General features: G+C 61.8%; 16 protein-coding genes. 5 read left to right on the forward strand and 11 right to left on the reverse strand.

The features are described from left to right. Positions 1 to 45: 45 nt before the first annotated feature. Both Q5H93_RS00660 and Q5H93_RS00665 read right to left on the reverse strand, forming a co-directional pair. Positions 46 to 3246 carry a reprolysin-like metallopeptidase gene (locus tag Q5H93_RS00660; protein WP_305004537.1) on the reverse strand — a complete coding sequence of 1067 codons (3201 nt, stop codon included), beginning with the start codon at positions 3244 to 3246 and terminating at the stop codon, positions 46 to 48. 71 nt (positions 3247 to 3317) lie between these two features. After that, complete coding sequence (locus Q5H93_RS00665) at positions 3318 to 4232, reverse strand: SMP-30/gluconolactonase/LRE family protein (RefSeq protein WP_305004538.1); 915 nt, start codon at positions 4230 to 4232, stop codon at positions 3318 to 3320. A gap of 178 nt (positions 4233 to 4410) precedes the next feature. Here Q5H93_RS00665 and Q5H93_RS00670 point away from each other — a divergent pair, with 178 nt between their 5' ends. Genes Q5H93_RS00670 through Q5H93_RS00680 form a run of 3 tightly spaced genes read left to right on the forward strand, consistent with a single transcriptional unit; the run spans position 4411 to position 6947 of the window. After that, positions 4411 to 5592, forward strand: coding sequence for a hypothetical protein (locus Q5H93_RS00670; RefSeq protein ID WP_305004539.1), 1182 nt, complete (start codon positions 4411 to 4413; stop codon positions 5590 to 5592). 27 nt (positions 5593 to 5619) lie between these two features. Then, positions 5620 to 6801 (forward strand): hypothetical protein, encoded by a 1182-nt coding sequence (locus Q5H93_RS00675; RefSeq protein WP_305004540.1) that lies wholly within the window; start codon positions 5620 to 5622, stop codon positions 6799 to 6801. Between the two features lie 11 nt (positions 6802 to 6812). Next, positions 6813 to 6947 (forward strand): hypothetical protein, encoded by a 135-nt coding sequence (locus Q5H93_RS00680; RefSeq protein ID WP_305004541.1) that lies wholly within the window; start codon positions 6813 to 6815, stop codon positions 6945 to 6947. A gap of 166 nt (positions 6948 to 7113) precedes the next feature. Here the strand turns inward: Q5H93_RS00680 and Q5H93_RS00685 are convergent, their stop codons facing one another. The 9 genes from Q5H93_RS00685 to panC all read right to left on the reverse strand — a co-directional run bounded on the left by Q5H93_RS00685 (position 7114) and on the right by panC (position 14868). Continuing rightward, on the reverse strand, positions 7114 to 7362 hold the full coding sequence (locus tag Q5H93_RS00685) for a hypothetical protein (protein ID WP_305004542.1): 249 nt from the start codon (positions 7360 to 7362) through the stop codon (positions 7114 to 7116). Positions 7363 to 7559: 197 nt separating this feature from the next. Beyond that, a complete protein-coding gene (locus Q5H93_RS00690; RefSeq protein ID WP_305004543.1) occupies positions 7560 to 9257 on the reverse strand; it encodes a hypothetical protein in 1698 nt (565 codons plus the stop codon). A 139-nt stretch (positions 9258 to 9396) separates the two neighbouring features. Continuing rightward, a complete protein-coding gene (locus tag Q5H93_RS00695) occupies positions 9397 to 10044 on the reverse strand; it encodes a DNA-binding domain-containing protein (protein ID WP_305004544.1) in 648 nt (215 codons plus the stop codon). Between the two features lie 152 nt (positions 10045 to 10196). Continuing rightward, positions 10197 to 10826 (reverse strand): helix-turn-helix transcriptional regulator, encoded by a 630-nt coding sequence (locus tag Q5H93_RS00700; protein WP_305004545.1) that lies wholly within the window; start codon positions 10824 to 10826, stop codon positions 10197 to 10199. Between the two features lie 229 nt (positions 10827 to 11055). Beyond that, the gene (locus Q5H93_RS00705) at positions 11056 to 11733 is read right to left on the reverse strand and encodes a zinc metallopeptidase (protein ID WP_305004546.1); all 678 of its coding nucleotides are present in this window, start codon (positions 11731 to 11733) and stop codon (positions 11056 to 11058) included. A gap of 98 nt (positions 11734 to 11831) precedes the next feature. Continuing rightward, complete coding sequence (rfaE2, locus tag Q5H93_RS00710; protein ID WP_305004547.1) at positions 11832 to 12305, reverse strand: D-glycero-beta-D-manno-heptose 1-phosphate adenylyltransferase; 474 nt, start codon at positions 12303 to 12305, stop codon at positions 11832 to 11834. A 118-nt stretch (positions 12306 to 12423) separates the two neighbouring features. Beyond that, positions 12424 to 13467, reverse strand: a complete 1044-nt coding sequence (locus Q5H93_RS00715; protein ID WP_305004548.1) for a lysylphosphatidylglycerol synthase transmembrane domain-containing protein — start codon at positions 13465 to 13467, stop codon at positions 12424 to 12426. Positions 13468 to 13554: 87 nt separating this feature from the next. Beyond that, positions 13555 to 13902, reverse strand: coding sequence for an aspartate 1-decarboxylase (gene panD / locus Q5H93_RS00720; protein WP_305004549.1), 348 nt, complete (start codon positions 13900 to 13902; stop codon positions 13555 to 13557). A gap of 114 nt (positions 13903 to 14016) precedes the next feature. Continuing rightward, a complete protein-coding gene (panC, locus tag Q5H93_RS00725; RefSeq protein WP_305004550.1) occupies positions 14017 to 14868 on the reverse strand; it encodes a pantoate--beta-alanine ligase in 852 nt (283 codons plus the stop codon). A 117-nt stretch (positions 14869 to 14985) separates the two neighbouring features. Between panC and Q5H93_RS00730 the strand changes: the two genes are divergently transcribed. Together Q5H93_RS00730 and Q5H93_RS00735 are read left to right on the forward strand one after the other, a co-directional pair. Further along, positions 14986 to 15798, forward strand: a complete 813-nt coding sequence (locus tag Q5H93_RS00730; protein ID WP_305004551.1) for a glycogen/starch synthase — start codon at positions 14986 to 14988, stop codon at positions 15796 to 15798. Next, positions 15782 to 17260, forward strand: coding sequence for a DUF4270 family protein (locus Q5H93_RS00735; protein WP_305004552.1), 1479 nt, complete (start codon positions 15782 to 15784; stop codon positions 17258 to 17260). Before Q5H93_RS00730 ends, Q5H93_RS00735 begins: the two co-directional genes overlap by 17 nt. The last annotated feature ends 28 nt before the right edge of the window (positions 17261 to 17288 follow it).

Here is a 17288-nt window from a genome sequence, read left to right on the forward strand (position 1 = left end):
GAGCTGCGGCGGCTCCTGCTTTGGCAGTCAAAATAGTAAAAGCTGTTATTTTACTACCACTCGGCGCACGGCGGGGGCTTGCCCGGCCACCTGCACCGTGAGCAGGTAGGTGCCGGCAGCCAAACCGGCGGTGCTTAGCTCCGCGCTGCTGCCGGCAAATAGCAGTTGCCGCAACTGCTGGCCCAGCACGTTGCCAAGCGTAGCGGTAGCTGCTGCCACCGGCACGGGCAGCGTCACCCGGAATGCCGTCCCGTCGCCCACCGGGTTAGGCCACACCTGGAAGGCCGGGCGGGCCGCCGCAGCCGTAGCCGAAGGAGCGGCGCAGGTAGCCAATAGCTCAAAATTGCCCGTCGAGCCATTGTAGCCCGACACAAACACCAGATACGTCACGCCGTTGGTGCTGGGGAAAGAAACGGTTGAGCTAACCCCGCAGCTGGGGTCATCATCGTTGCCATCCACGCAGGTATAGGGGCCGCCGCAGCTGCCCTGGTACACCAGGAGCTTGGAATCATAGTCGGTAGCGCCGCAGGTGCTGATGGTGAGTACCCCGCCATTGCCGACGATGGTGTAGAACACGCCGCCGCCGTCCACGCTGGTGCTGCAGAAGGTGGCGGGGTCGCCGGTGTCGGTAACGCTTTCCGTGGTGCCATTCACGCGCACGCCGCAGGTCAGCGGCAGGGCATTGGCACAAAGGTCGTTGACGGGCGGCGGAGCCACGGTGCGGAAGCTAAGGGTAGCGGCCGCCGAAGTGGCGCCGGCCGCGCAATTGCCCGTCACGCGCACCACGTAGGTGGTGCCGGGTTGCAGGCCCGTCAGATTCACCGGCCCGGCCGTTACGGTCTGGGTGGTTGAGGCGGGCACCGTCGTCACCACGTAGCTGCTGGCCGAGGCCGAGCCCACAAAATTCAGCGTGGCCGAGGTCTGGGTAAGGTTGCTCACGGCCAGCTCCGAAGGGCCGCTGCACAGCGGGGGTGCGGTGGTGGTGAAGGAACCCGTAGCCGCTACCGAGGTGCTGCCGCCGCCGCAGTCGGCCACGAGGCTGAGGGCGTAGCTGGTGCCGGGCTGCAGGCCCGTCAGGGCGATGGGCGAAGCCGTTACGGTCTGGGTAGTAGTGGCAGGGGTGGTGTTCAGCACGTAGCGGGTGGCGCCGGCAGCGGGCACGAAATTCACCGTGGCCCCCGTGTTGGTGATGTTACTCGTTAGCAGCATGACGGGCGGCGTGCACACGCTGGGGCTGCTGATGGTGAAGTTCTGGTCGGAGATGTCGAAGAAGTAGTTGTCGGCGGCTTCCACCAGCAGGCGGGCCGTGGTAGTATTCACGCTGGGCAAAGTGACGGTAGCCGTGCCGCTATTGGGTACGCTCAGGGCCAGCGCGGTGGGGTAGTTGTAGCCGCCGTCGGTGCTGAGGCGGATGTTCACGCGGGCGCAGTTCACGCCGTTGGCGGTGGTGCCGGCCACCGCCCAGGTAACGGTTTGGGTGCTGCCGCCGGGCCAGTTCAGGGCCGTGTTGGGGCTCGTCACCACAAAGGGGCCGGCGGCACTGGTCACGCGCAGCTTCACCGAGTCGCTGCTCATCACGCCGCCGATGGAGCCGGCCGGGCCGCGGTGCTCGTCGCGGGCGGTGCATTTGAAGGTCAGCTGGCGCGTGACCATGGGCAGCCGCTCGCCCAGGGTGCGGGTGTTGTTCACCACGTCGGGCAGCTGCGGGAAGTAGCGCGTGGCCGAGCGCTGCGGCACGAAGGAGCGGAACAGCGGCACGTTGTCGCCCGCCACCTGGGTGGCCGTGGGCGAGCCCTGGGTGCCCAGGTCCAGCTCTTCCCAACTGTAGGTGAGCGAGTCGCCTTCGGCATCGACGCCGGTAGCCGTCAGCTTGAAAGGTGTGTTGATGGGTAGCACCAGGCCGCTGGCGGGGGCGCTTACCAGCGGCGGCGTGTTGGCGGTGGGCGTGGTCACGGCGCAGGTGGTGGTCACGATGAAAGCGCGCATCTCCTCGTAATTCCCCACGTGAAACTGGGCGTCGGAGTGCGGCGCGATGTCATTCGTCGCGCCGCAGATGCCGGCGTAGGCCATAATGCTGGTGCCCGAGCCGGGCTCCCAGGCGCGGTCGCCGCTGCGGTTGCCGGCGCAGGCGCCGTCGTCGCCGTTGAAGGGGTGGCTGCCGCTGAACTGGTGGCCCATCTCGTGGGCCACGTAGTCGATGTCGAACGAGTCGCCCACCGGCGAGCTGCTGCCGGTCACGCCGCTGGCTTTGTCGGGGCCGCACACCACGGCGTAGCCCGCCACCCCGCCGCCGCCGGTGCTGAATACGTGGCCGATATCATAATTAGCCGGCCCGATAATGGCGTCTACGTTGGTCTGGTTTTCGCCCAGCATGTCGCCACCGTCGTTGTTGGTGTAGGGGTCGGTGTTGCCGTTGAGGTAAATGAGCTGGTCGTTGTTGGACACCAGCACCAGGCGCACGGCCAGCTCCTTTTCATACACGCCCACCACGCGGTTCACGCTGGTCACGATGGCCGCCTGCGTCAGCGCCACCGTGCCGCCGTGAAAGGCCGCATACTCGCCCGTGGCCGCTACCGCCAGCCGGTAGGTGCGCAGCAAGCTGCCGCTGCTGATGGCCAGCGGCCCGCCGCCGTGGCCCAGTTGCGTTTGCCGCTGTCGGGCCATCTTCGCCAAATCGGCCTTGTCGGGCCTGAAAGCGCAGATGACTTCCGGGCCGCCCGTCCGGCGCATATCGCGCTTAGAAAAGCTGAGGTAGTGCCGGGTATCGCCGCGCCGGGCGGGGTCGATGTAGATGGTGCCCGTGGTGGGCGAGAGGATTTGCGCGTGAAACCCGGCCGGGGTCACGTCCAGCCGCACCGTGGCCGTGGCATCGTCGAGACCGTAGCCGGCGTAGGTTTTTATCTCTGGAAACTTCGCCGCCAGGGCGGGCGCCATCACGGCGGTTGCGCGCAGGGCGAAGCGGGCGTTGCGGCCGTCGGGCAGGGGCAGGCTGAGCACCAAAGGGTCCGCGCTGGCCTGGCCCTCGGCCGGGGCGGTAGCCAGCGTGGCGCGGGCTGCGTTCAGGTCCAGCACCAGGGGCCGGGCGTGCGTGAGGGCGGCGGCCAGGGGCGAGTCGCCGGTCGCTTCGTCGCGGAGTAGTGCGGGAGCGGCTTGCGGCTGTTGGGCGATGACGTGACCCAGGCCCAGCAGACTAAAAGCCATGCCGCCGAGCAGGCGGCGGGCAGCAGAAGCGTAGGAGTGTGGCAAGAAATGAAGGGCTTAGCGGAGGTGGAAACCAAATGTAAGCACCCGCGGCCCTTTGCTTCATGAAGACGGTACTAATTCACGCCCCGCACTTGCATTGGCAGCACGTACACCGCTTCCGAGGCCGTTATAAATAGCATTTTCCGGTCTTTGCCGCCAAAGCACACGTTGGCGGTCCACTTCTCGGGCACGTCAATCTGCTGGATTTTCTGGCCCGCCGGGCTGTACACCGTCACGCCGTTGCCGGTGAGGTACACGTTGCCCTGCGCGTCAATGGTCATGCCATCGGAGCCCTGCCCCACGAACAGCTGCCGCCCGCTCAGCTTGCCGTCGGCCTCAATCTGGTAGCGGTAGGTGCGGCCGGCCTCGATGTCGGCCACGTACAGTGTGCGCCCGTCGGGCGTGCCGATGATGCCGTTAGGCTGCCTGAGCTGGTCGTCCACCACCACGGGCTGGCTGGCACCCTGGGGCAGGTAATACACCTTCTGACCACCGATGGCGGGGTCGGGGGCGCTGCGCGTCCAGTACGGGCGCTGGTAATAAGGGTCAGTGAAGTAGATGGCGCCGGTTTGGGGCTGCACCCACAGGTCGTTGGGGCCATTAAACTGGTGGCCGCCGAGGTCGCGCAGCAGCACGGTCACCTGCTTATCCGGCGCGATGGACCAGAGCTGGCCTTCGGCATCGGCGCAGGCCAAGAGGTTGCCCTGCTTGTCGAAATAGGTGCCGTTTGCACGGCCGGCCTTATCCAGAAACACGCTGAACTGGCCGCTGGTGTCGTACTTCCAGATTTTGTCGTTCGGCTGGTCGGTGAAGAAGACGTTGCCGGCCCGGTCCACGGCCGGGCCTTCGGTGAAGGCAAACTGCCGGGACACGAGCTGCGGGGTGGCGGGGTTGGCCACGAGGCGGGTGGCGGCCGGCGGGCGGGTGGTGCAGGCGGCCAGGGCCAGCAGAGGAAGCGCGTAGTAATTGCGGACGGCGAAGAAGGTCATGGGGGCGAAAGCTAGGGATTTTATTCGGCCATTGGCGGGCTGGGGGGCGCGGGGCCGGCGGTAAGCCCAGCCCGCATACGATAAATAGCGCTGCCGACAGCGCTTTATCAATTTCCGGCGAACGAAAAATCAGCCAAAATCCGTAGCTTGGGCCACATTTCACTGCTACTGGTTAGATATGGGCACACATTCCGCCAATGAGCACGAGCAGCGCGCCGCCGAAGAGCTGCGCAAAGCTCAATTTGTAGAAGAAACGGAAACCTGGCTGCGTACCGACCCGGCCATCAAGGAGTGGCTGCAGCCATTCTACGGCGACGGCTCGTTGTTTCATAGCAACTACGTGCGGGAGCGTAGCCAGTGGGCCGACCTGGGTACGTTCTGGCTGGGCGTGGAGCGTGCCGAGCAGCTGAACCTGCTGGACGAAGCCTACGCCCGGCTGTGGCAGATTCAGCAGAAAAAGCTGTTTAACCTGCACTGCGAGTGGCGCGCCGGCCGCGTGGAACTGCCGGGCATCGCCGTCGAGGCCGACCTGGATGACTGGGGCGACGACATTCAACAGTGCCGGCTGGTGCCGCCCGTCGAGGCCGATGAGCTGGACCTGTACCTGGCTTACCTGACCAGCGACGACTGCACGGATTCCGGCATCTTTCGGGGCGACTTCAGCGGGCACAACTGGCAGAAGTACGACGGCTTCCGGCGCTGGCTGCGGGCCGAAGAAACCGGCGAGGAAGACGAAATGGGCGGGTTCTTCGGTATCATGTCGGGCCTGGTGTGCCCGTACCCGGCCTGGTATGCCTACTACGACCAGCACCGGGGCACAAACTTCTACGTGAGCCTGCCCGACGTGCGCGGCCCCGGCCCGCGCCGCGCCCCAAAATACCTGCGGGACAAGTACCCGGAAATGGCTGCCGCGCAGGCTGCCGCCGAGGCCGGGGATGCTGCTGCCCAGCAAGACCCGGCCCCCGCCGCCTTGTCGGTCCCCGCGCCGCCGCCCGCTACTCCGCCGCTGCCCCGCCTTGATGCCCGTGACCTGGCGCTGACCGAAACCTTGTTTAAGCGCTTCGAAAGCCAGGAGCTGCTGCACTTTATGCGGGCCTGTGAGTACCGCGCCCCCGAAACCGACCGTCTGACCGAGCTGGCCAGCGAGGCCTACGAGGAACTGAAGCACCTGCGCCACCCCACGCCCATCCGGGCCAGCCACGACTGGCGGGAGGCTCTTTGCCGGGCCTATATGGACCAGCGCAAGCAGCAGGTGGCGGCCCTGCTGCCCCAGGTATTTGCCGATTACTGCGCCCGCGAGGCGGCCGGCCAGCCGCACCCGCGCCGGCTGCCGCACCCTCACCGGCCCGTTGCCGACTGATTTTCCCGCTCACTTTCCGCGCGCCCTATGTCGTCCGAAAACGATTATCACCGTCGCAAAGCTGCCGAGGAGCAGCGCCTGGCGCAGCTCGTGCGCGATACCGAGCACGAGTTGCGCACCAACCCCGACTACCAGCCTTACTTCGCCGGCTACGACCCTGCCAGCGTCGAGGGCTTCATTCGGGCCTACGCCCAGCGCAAGGTGCACTACCTGCAAAGCGGGCCCACCATGGTGCGCTGGACTACGCACCAGGCCAGCGAGTTTCGCGAAGAAGCCTACGAGCGGCTGTGGGAAATTCAGCAGAAAAAGCTGTTCGACCTGCAGTGCCAGTGGCGCGCCGGCCGCCTCCGCCTGCCGGGCGTGGACCTGTGCGAGCAGTTTCACGACTTTGGCGAGCACCCCGAGCGCTGCGCCTGGCTGCCGCCCATCACGCCCGATGAGGTGGCGGCCTATCGCGACTATCTGCTGAGCGACGAGTGTGTAGACGTGGGCTACGACCATCGCCTGCGCAGCTACGAGTGGCAGAATTATGAAAATACCTGCTTCGAGGGCCTGAAAGAGGCGACGGGCTACGGCCGCCAGCCGTACCACCCCTGGTACCGCTACTACGATGCCCGCTTCGGCCCCGGCCCGCAGCTGGGCCTGCCCGACGTGCGCGGCCCGCGCCAGGAGTTTTATCTTAACCTGGGGGATAAGGAGGAAACCCCGGCCGCCGAGGGCCCCGCTCCCAGGCCGGACCCCGTGTATGACCGGCGCCCGCACTACGGGCCGTATGCCGAGCTCGAGGACGCCTACACGGCTTTCATGGAGCGCTTCGAGACAATTCCGGAGCTGATGGAGAAGCGCCGGGCATTCGAAAACGTGACCCACTACGGCGTCGATGATGAGCTGATTATGGCCATGGACTTGCTGACGCAGGTGCCCGAGCTGCTGCCCGTGCCCGAAGATGCTCCGGAGTGGCGGCCGGTTATCCTGCAGCTGGCGGCGCAGGTGCGCAAGCAGCTGCTGGCCGAAGCCCTACCTCTGGTGTACGACGACTACCGCCTGCGCCTGGACATGGGCCTGCGCCCCGCGCCGCCCTACCGGTCGTACCGCGACGATGATGACGATGATATTTCGCCCCGGCGCAAGGAATGGCAGGATAAGGACCGCGAAAAAATCCTGCGCGGCCGCGAACGCAACGGCGAGCCGCGGGATTTCAACTACTAAGCCCCCGCCGCATGTCCGACGCCGACGCCGACGACCTCCGGCACCTGCCCTACGACCACCCCTTGCGCAAGGCGGCCCGCCACCGCGAACTGCTGCGCCAGCACGAAGCTACCGTCGCCCGCTACCAAGCCAACCCCGCGGTGTAGAAGTAGCTGCGCCAGTTCTACAACGACGGGGATGGCTTGCTGAAATCCTTTGCCGAGAAACGGTCCGCCAGCCTCCGCAGTGGCCGCTAGATGTATGGGCGGGAGCGGGCCGACGCCCGGGAAATCCGGCGCGAAAGCAAACGCCAGCTACGGGAAATTCAGCAGCTCAAGCTGCGGGAGCTGCAGGCGCGCTGGCCTCCATGGTCACATCCAGCGCATCCAGCGTCATCAGCACCTGTCCGGCCCGCGCCGTTTTGAGAAAGACCGTTACCTCGGCCCCGGCGGGCTTGTACATGAATAGCTGCAACTCGTAGCGCACCGTGGCTGGGGTATCGGTGGGCAGGTCCAGCAGCTGGTGCAGGCCGAAGCGCCACTTGCCTTCCGTTTCCGGGCCGTGGGGCCGCAGCTCGCGCACCAGCTCGCGGCCGAAGGTGAAGTGACAAGTGGGGCCGGCGGGGGGGGGTAGGTGATGGGGAGGCTACAGGTGGGGCAGCGGTGGATGCGAGCATGGATTACAGGAAATAGTGACAAGAGCTTCTATCGTTCGGACAGAAGGCCTTGTTAAAATAAGGCGATTCCAGAATCGCATTTCCAGCCCGATGAACGGTTCGCTTATTGTGGACTAAGCAGGTGTGTTGTGGCTCCCGCGCCACTAGCTCCAGTGTCGTCAGAGTTATTTTGCGGTTGAAATAAGCTGCCTAGGCCGATGGAATATCCCACCTGCAACTGCACAAAGTCGCGCTGTCGACCTTTGGGAAAAATGAAATTAGATACCCGGAAAAACAACTTGTTATTAGGCGAACCGAAGGGGTGGTAGTAAAATAAAGCACCAGGCCGAAGTGCCCATTCAGCACCATTATTTTCAATGTAACGACGGCTCTGCACATTGTGGAGATAAGCTGTAAAGTACAGGTCGGCTCCGAAGTTGCGTTGGCGACGTACTGTCATTAGAAATTCCAGACCATACAGGTTTTGGTAAGTGTTCCGTTCCTGCGCGGTATCAAGCCCCATATTGCCAGCCACCCGGCTGATGGTGCGTGTCCAAGAAGCATTCAGATGATAAGAAACGTGCCGACGGTTGTCAAAAGTGAGGAGGTTGGCGTTTAAGCCGAAACGCAGATAGCTGCGCTGTAACAGGTTGGGACGGTCTATGATGCTGTCGCGTTGCAGGCGCAAGGTGTCAAAGCGAGAGTCTAGCCGTGCCAGGGTTACAAAGGGGCGGGCTGCTGTAAAAAGGCGGAAATTACTATTGGGAAAAAGCGGTTGTTGGTTAAGTGGCAACAGGCTGCTTATTTCTGTTGTTACCAAGCTGTTGTCTTCGTTATTTAATGCAGCTAGCAGGTCTGTGTACAGGGCTACATCTAGCAGGCCGCTAAGTGAGGCACTTGCCGTGAGTCTATGAGACGGTGCTTTGGTAGGCGTCAGTATCCAGCTTTCATTATTCGTGACGAAGCGTCTTCCAGAAGCATGCTCTACGCTAACCAGGTCACTGAAGCTCAAACCGTAGCTTCTGTTCTTGCTGCTGGGGCGCTCATCAGGCACTAGTACGTCAATACCGTCTTGGGGCGCCTTGTTGAGGTCAATTGCTACTTTGCCGTTTGTAAATCGAATAGGCCGTATAGTAATGTATGCGTGTCGGGTGCTGACGCGTGGCCCATCTGGGGCATTTGCGGGTAAATTACTTATCACGGTGTCCTCTTTTGCTAGAGCACTGACTTTTTTCTCAGCACCGACAGCCAGCGCTATTTTGGCCCGCACTTCCTCTAACAGGTTGTTCCGCTCCTGAGTCAAAGCAGCGATTTGAGCTTTGGTGAGCTTTGCTCCGCTTTGAAGCTTCGTCTGAGCATTCGCTGCTGCCAAGGCAGCAACATCCGCCTCTGCTCGAGCTTGGCGAGCTGCCCGGCTATTTTCCCGCGCCTGTTTAACAACGGCTGGGTCGGGAGTGCTCTGTTTGTATAGGCTGTCTTTTAGTAAGTTGCCAATGGCATACACGCGCAATAGCTGCCCATTTTCTAAATGGAATTTCATCTCTTCTAAGCTGAAAAGAGTGTCTTTTACCACCTTGTTATTTGCAACGTTAGTGTAAACCGTATACCGGGGGCCACTAATTAGGGCGATAGTGCCAATATGCGCCTCGTCAGCTTGGGCGTCAGCTTTGCGAGCAGCCTCTTTTCGTAAGCTGTCCAGAAGCTGCTTACGTACGTTCGCAACAGTTGGAGCTTGCCCATAAGAGGACAGCGTAAGCCCAAGAAAGAAAAAAAAAATGTATAAATGCTTCATGGGTTTTAAAAATACCGCCAGAGGAATCATGGCTATTAGAAATGCATTAAGTGTCTGCCACGCCTACATCAGGCGTGCACTACGCTTGATGTAGGCGTAGTGCACGTCTTAACTTACCGTAAGCACCTCGCTCAGCGCGGCCGTTTTAAGCTGGTTGCTGCCTTTATACTTAACTGCGCACCTCCAGCCGGTACGTCCCCGCCGTGAGCGTACCCGGCACCACAAACAGCTGTTCCGAAGGCGCATTCTTCTTCACCCGCTCCACGCGCACCGGGGCGCTGCTGCCGGTGGTTTTCACGAAGAAAAGGCCCTGGTCGAGGTCTGCGGGGTCGTATTTGAGGTTGGTGCCGCGCAGGTGAGCCAGATTGCCTTTGGTAAGGGCGCCGTTCACGGCATCGGTGAGCAGGTCTTCCAGCCTTTCAGGGCGGGGCTCGCTCTGGCTCACAGCCCGCACCAGCACGAAGCTTAGCTCTGTTTCGGCCTGGCGCAGTACCGTGCCGGCACTCAGGCGCAGGTGGCCGCGGTGGCGCTGCGGGTCGAAGGTATCGTTGGCATCGCGCCACACGCCGGTGAGGGCAGGGCGCAGGATAAACAAGTCCGTTACCACGCTCTCGCCGCGCTGGGCCCGGCGAATGGCGGCCATCTTGAACTCCTCGTACATAGCCAGAAACTCGGCCTTGGTGACGGTAGAGCCGGGCCGCACCACGTCGGCGGCCAGGTCTTCGATGGTAGCGGTGTTCGTGATTTGCACCTGCGCCCGCAAGTCGTTGGGGGCGGGCGTCAGCTTGTTATCGATAAGGGAGTAGGAAATATCCATGCGACGAGGAGTAGATGAGAGACGATGCAAAGGTGGTGAATTGAAATACCCCTCCGCATCGGTAATTCTACCTATTCTCAGACACGCGCCAAAAGCCCGTTTTTCTTGGCAAAGCCATATTTAAACCGCGCTTACGGGCAGTTAAGCGCCGCTTATCCCAATTCTATCCAACCTTCGCGCACGGCGTGCAGCACCAGGCCCACCATCGAGCGGGTGTTGGTTTTTTCCAGCAGGTGGCGGCGGTGGGCGTCCACGGTGCGCGTGCTGATACACAGCTGCTCGGCAATTTCCGGGGTCGAGAAGTCCTGGCCGACCCAGTGCAGAATTTCCAGCTCGCGGGGGCTGAGGTGGCTGGGGGGCACGGCCCGGCAGCGGTCGGCCTCGGCGGGCGCGGGCAGGCGGCCGTTGGTCAGGAGCTGCTCCACAGTGGTTACCACCTGCGTGGGCGTGATTTGCCGGGCCAGCAGGGTGCCCGCCGCCATTTTACGCAGCTGCTGCTGCAAAGCCGGGGGCAGGCGGCGGCCGCCCAGCACCAGCAGGCGTTGGCGCGGGCGCTCCTGCCACATTTGCTGCAGCAGCTCGAGCAGGGGCGGGCCGGGCAGGCTCACATCCAGAATGAGCAGCGCCGGCGACAGCGTGCGCAGGCGGGCCGGCAAGGTGTTGGCATTGTCGGTGGTCTGCAAAAACAAATCGGGCCGCCGCTGCTGCAGGGTAGCCAGCAGGCCTTGGCGTTGGAGGGTGGGGGCCGCGGCCACCAGCACCAGAGAGGCAGAAGTTCTCATGGAAACGACAGAAGAAAGGGCGCACAAATACAGGCGGCCTCAATTGCTGACGTGGGGGGGCTGTCGCAAACGAAGACGATACACGGAAGGAGCTGCCAAAGTAGGCAGTCTTTTCGACAATGCAATAGCGAGTTATCGAAAAACCGCAGAAATCAGGAATAAATTATAAAAAAAGCCGCTGCCCCGGGTAGGGCAGCGGCTTTCAGCGGCTTACGGCTGAGCTAGCTGCCTAGCTGCGCCGGTTGCCCCCCATGAAGATGCTCACGTAGTAGAGCAGCGTGGCCAGCGAGCTGATGGCCGCCACCACGTAGGTCATGGCGGCCCACCACAGGGCGTCTTTGGCCATGGTGTGCTCCTGCACGGTCACAATGCCGCGCTTGTCCATCCAGGCCAGGGCCCGGCGCGAGGCGTCGAACTCTACGGGCAGCGTCACAAACGAAAAGATAGTAGTGAGCGAAAACAGCACAATGCCCACGCCCAGCGGAATCAGCGAGGTGCGAATCAGCAGCACACCCGCAATCAGAATCCAGGGCATCCACTTCGACACGGCGCTCAGTGTGGGCACCATGGCCGAGCGGAACTGCAGCATGGAGTAGGCCGTGGCGTGCTGCACGGCGTGGCCGCACTCGTGAGCCGCGATGGCGGCAGCGGCGGCGCTGCGCTCGGCATACACGCCTTCGCTCAGGTTCACGGTTTTGTCGGTCGGGTTGTAGTGGTCGGTCAGCTGGCCGTCGGTGCTGATGATGCGCACGTCGCGGATGCCGTGGTCGGCCAGCATCAGCTCGGCCACCTGGGCGCCGGTGAGGTTGGCCTGCAGCTGCACCTGGGCGTATTCGCGGAACTTGCTGCGCAAGCGCCACTGAATGCCCATGCTGGCGAACATTATCAGGATGATGAGGAGGTACATGGTTGAGAGTTATGAGTTAAGAGTTTTGAATTATGAGTTGAACGTCGAATTATAAGGCCAGTTGGAAAGCAATGCCCCCAATTCAAAACCCATAATTCCTAACTCATAATTTTCTGAATGATGCGCGAGGTACTGTACCCCGGCACCAGCGGCACGGTGAGTACCTGGCCGCCCTTGCCTAACACCAGCTCGTGCCCCACAATTCCGCTGATGGCGTAGTCGTCGCCTTTCACCAGAATGTCGGGCTGCACCAGCGTAATCAGCTCCAGCGGCGTGGGCTCGCCAAACAGCACCACGGCATCCACAAACGAAAGGGATGCCAACACCCGTGAGCGCGACACTTCGTCCTGAATGGGCCGCCCCGGCTTGAGGCAGATCACCGAGGCATCGGTGTTCAAACCCACCACCAGGGCATCGCCCAGGTGCCGCGCTTTCTCCAGGTAGTCAACGTGCCCCAGGTGCAGCAGGTCGAAGCAGCCGTTGGTAAATACGATGCGGCGGCCCTGCGCACGCCACTCGGCCAAGGTGGCAGGAAGCTGGGCGCGGGAAAGGATTTTATCGGCAGTCCACATGGGCAAGAAACTGATTTTGCGGGGAAAAATCGGTTGCTGGGTATTGGGTTTTTGGTGTTGGGGCTCGTACATCACCTAACATCTAACATCTAACATCTAACATCTAACACCTAACACCTTAAGCCTGCGGCGGAATCGGCTGTGCTATCTCGGCCACCAACTCCGCCGTCGGGGCCTTCTTCGCCACGGTCGCCACAAAGCTGATGGCGCCCATCAGGGCAATGAGCAGCGTTTGGGCCCCGTGCACCACCAGCGCAAAGGCAATACCGGCCTCCAGGCTAATGCCGTAAGCCAGCAGCACGCTCTGCACCAGAATGTGAAACGTGCCAATGCCGCCCGACACCGGCGCTGCCATGCCAAAGGTGCCAAAGGTGAGCACCGCCAGCCCGGCCCGCCAGTCGAGCCCCGCCGTTTCGGGAAAGCAGCGGAAAGCCAGGTAGTTCATCAGGTAATATACCAGCCAGGTGAAGGCCGTGTGCAGCAGAAAAACACCCTTTTTCTCCAGCTTGAGCACGCTGAACACGCCGGCCAGCAGGCCCTTCACAAACTTCACCACCTTCGCAAACAGCGCATTTTGCCGCAGCCGCTCCAGGTTGCGAAACAGGGCGTAGAGCGCCGCCAGCCCCAGCACCAGCGCAATAGCGGCCGCAATGAGCAGCGGGGTGCGGTTGCGGGCCATAGCGTCGTAGTTGCCGCCCAGCAGCTTCTCTACCACCAGGCCCCAGAAACGGTTAAAGTCGATGGCCAGCACGGTGCCCAGCAGGCCCGCCAGCACCAGCACGTCAATCACGCGCTCCGCCACCACCGTGCCCAGGGCCACATCCACCGGGATTTTGTTGCTGCGCCACAGCACCGAGCAGCGAATAACCTCGCCCATGCGGGGCAGCACCACGTTGGCCAGGTTGCCCACCATCATGGCGTGGTACACCTGCCAGAACGAGGCCGTGCGGCCGGCGGCCGTCAGCTGCATCTGCCAGCGGTAGGCCCGGCTGAAGTAGCCCAGCACCGACAGCGCCATCGTCAGTATCAGCCAGGAGTAGTTGGCCGTGACAATGTAGTGCTTGATGCTGCTCAGGTCCTGCCCGCGCAGGGCATACACCATCAGGGCGGCCGAAATGGCCAGCAGCAGCACGTATTTCAGGGTGTTAGTCAGTTTTTTCAAGTCAGCTAGTAGCTAATAGCGGTTAGCCGTTAGCTTTCAGTCTGCTGCCTCCCAGAAGCTAACAGCTAACAGCTACAGGCCAACAGCTTACGAAATCCGGTTGTGCTCGTCGGGAAAGATAATGGTGGGCTGATGCGCCCGGGCCTCGGCAAAGTCAACCAGACCGTAGGAAATGATGATGACGATGTCACCCACAGCCGCCTTGCGGGCCGCCGGGCCGTTCAGGCAAATCATGCCCGAGCCCCGCTCGCCCCGAATGGCATAGGTTTCGAGCCGCTCGCCGTTGTTGACGTTCACCACCGTAACCTTCTCGTTTTCCACCATGTTGGCGGCGTCCAGCAAGTCTTCGTCGATGGTGATGCTGCCCACGTAGTGCAGCTCGGCCTGCGTCACGCGGGCCCGATGAATCTTCGATTTGAGAACCTCAATGTGCATAGTGGGACAAAGGTAAGGAGGGTAGGAGGGTGTGAGGGTAGGAGGTGATTGGAACCGATAAACTCCCATTGCAATTCTTTTGGTGCCCTCTTACCCTCCTACCTCCATACCCTCTTACCCTAAACTCACTATCACGTTGTCAATCAGCCGCACGGCACCCAGGTGCACGGCCAGGCACAGCACTACGGCCCGGCCCGGCGCGTAGTCGGTCAGCGGCTGCAGGGTCTGGGCGTCGGCTACCTCGAAGTATTCGGGGGTGAAGCGGGGTTCCCGGGCCAGCGTGGCCAGGGCCCCGGCCTGCACCTGGGCGGGCGGCATCCCCTGCCGCACCTGCTCAGCAGCCTGTGCCAGGGCCTGGTACAGTTGCGGAGCCACGGCGCGCTCCTCGGGCGTGAGGCGGCGGTTGCGCGACGACATGGCCAGCCCATCAGCCTCGCGGATGGTGGGGTAGGCCACGATTTCGAGGTCGAACGACAAATCGGCTACCAGCTGCTTAACCACGGCCACCTGCTGCCAGTCCTTCTGCCCGAAATACGCCCGGTGCGGCCGCACCAGATGAAATAATTTGCTTACCACCGTGGCCACGCCGTTGAAATGGCCGGGCCGGTGGGCGCCCTCCATCACGCTTTCCAGGGCGCCGAAATTAAATTTCAGCACCGCCGGCTGGGGGTACATTTCCTCCACCGAGGGCAGAAACAGGGCCGTGCAGCCGGCCGAGCGGAGCAGGTCGGCGTCGGTCTCCGGCAGGCGCGGGTAGAGCCGGAAATCCTCGGGGTTGTTGAACTGCGTCGGGTTGACGAAGATGCTGGCTATGACGACGTCACAATCGTTTGCAGCGGCCCGTACCAGCTGCAGGTGGCCATCGTGCAGGGCGCCCATAGTGGGCACAAAACCAATGCGCTGGCCAGCCCGGCGGGCCGTTTCGGCATAGGCCAGCAGGCCGGCCGCCGTGGTGAATAAATCCATGGAAGAAGTCAATTTGGAACGCGTTCGGGAGTAGGTTTTGTTGAAATTTCGCCCAAAATTGTTTAATTTTGTGAACCCATAGCTTGGCCTTACCTCATTCTCTTCAATAAAACATTTATGTCGAAGTTGCGAATCCTCTACGCGGCCACTGAAATTGACCCTTTCCTCAACACCACGAAGGTAGCTGAACTATTGCGCAAGCTACCGGCTGGGATGCAGGAGCTGGGCTGCGAAATTCGGATTTTCGTGCCCCGGTTCGGCATCATCAACGAGCGGAAAAACCGCTTGCACGAAGTGGTGCGACTGTCGGGTATCAATATTGCCGTGGGTGATGATGAAAAGCCTTTGGTTATCAAAGTAGCCTCTATCCCGACGGCAAAGCTGCAAGTTTATTTTATCGATAACGAAGATTATTTTCACCGCAAGTCGGCCCTGGTAGACAAAAACGATAAGTTTTTCTCCGACAATGACGAGCGGGCTATTTTCTTTTGCAAAGGAGTGCTCGAAACGGTGAAGAAGCTGGGCTGGTCGCCCAACATCGTGCACTGCTCCGACTGGATGACCTCGCTCATCCCGCTCTACCTGAAAACGACTTACAAAAAAGACCCGGTGTTCAAGGATGCCAAGTCGGTGTTCTCGATTTACAACAACGAGTTCATGGACAAATTCGAAGGCAACATCCTGGAAAAAGCCAAGATGCTCGACATCGACGATGCCATGCTGGCCTCGCTGAAAACGGCCGACTTCTCGGGCTTTGTGAAGATGGGCATGGAGTATGCCGACACCGTGGTGCGCTCCGACGAAGACTTCTCCGACAACATGAACGGCATGTTCCAGGAGTATGCCCAAAGCAAGCGCCTCAGCCAGGTGGCCACCGACGAAAACCTGCAGTCTTCTTACCTAGCGCTGTATAATGAACTGGCTAACTAGCCGAGTTGCAACAGTAGCGGTGCCCTTGGCGTTGCTGGCTCTGGCCGGCTGCGACAAGGGCACTGACCTGAACGTTGACCTCCCCGACACCACCGGCATCAGCACCGACTACCTCGACCTCGACCTGGGGGCGCAGGCGGCCACTGTGCGGTTGCAGCCGGTGAGCACCCTCAAGGCTGAGCACTACCTGGTGGGCCGCCTGAGTGAAGGCGTAGCTGGCACCACCACGGCCCGCTCGTACCTGAACGTGCTACTGCCCGTGCTGCCCGACTCGCTACCCAGCAAATTCGCCGACCCGCGCCTCGACTCGGTGGTGATGGTGCTGACCTACGACCGGGTATATGGCAGCACCACGGCCCCGGTACGCCTCAACATCGGCAACCTGCCCGCCCGCCTTGATGACCGGGCAGTGTACGACAGCAGCACGCCACCCATTTCCAACGTGGAGTGGCTGCGCACCAACGTGCCCGGCAAGATTGACCGGACCCGGCAGGTAACCTCTTCGGCCACCACGAGCAACCCGGCCGTAACCACTACCGTGCCCGACCCCAGCGTGCGGCTGGTGCTGCAACGCGGAGCGGCCATTCCTTCGGCATTCTTCGATGATGTATTTGCCAGCCTGAAAGCCGGTGGTTTCACTCAGGCTAAGCTGGATGCCAAACTGCGCGGCCTGGCGCTGGAGCCCGCCAGCGGCTACAACGGCAGCATCCTGAGCATGGGCCGGGTGGCCATCGGCCGTATTGAGCTGTTTTTCCACGATGAGGGGGCGACCGTTCCCACCAAATGGCACGCTTTTCCGCTCGTATTCGGGCCGGTGTATAGCGCGTCGGGCCAGGCCTCGGCGCTCGACCCCCGCTACTACACGCAGCTGGAGAGCGACCTGAGCAACAGCGCGCTCAGCGCACTGGCGCTGCCCGGCAGCGTGGGCGTGCCCGCTGCCAGCCTCAACAACACCAGCTACCTGCAGGAAGGCAACGGCATCGGTACGCGCGTGGCACTGAGCAACCTGCCGAAGCTGGAAGCCCTGCGCAACCTGCGCGGCCTGGCCATCAACCGGGCCGAGCTGCGGGTGCCCATCAAGCCATATTCCAACCTGCTGTTCCCCAATTCGCCGCTGCTGTATCTGCTGGAAGCCAACGCCAGCAACGAGGTGCTGCAACGGACGCTGAGCTACGTGCCTTACGACCGCGTAGTGCAAACCGATGGCGCTAACCCGCGTGGCGCGGGTGAAATCCGAAACTTTGCCTTCGGGACGATAGTGAATGGAGGTACCAGCCAGCCATATTATAGCATCTTGCTGACAACGTACTTGCAGGCTTACCTGAATAACAACCTGGATGGTGAATTGCCCGCCAGCCTGATTCTGATGCCCACCGTGCGACAGTCGTCCACGTTGTCGCTCAACCGGACGGCCATCGATGCCGACAACATTCACCTGTTCGTCTATTACTCGCAGCAGTAATTTTGTAGTAACTTTCCCGGCGGCTGGC

The organism is Hymenobacter aranciens, assembly GCF_030580865.1.
GTDB lineage: Bacteria > Bacteroidota > Bacteroidia > Cytophagales > Hymenobacteraceae > Hymenobacter > Hymenobacter aranciens.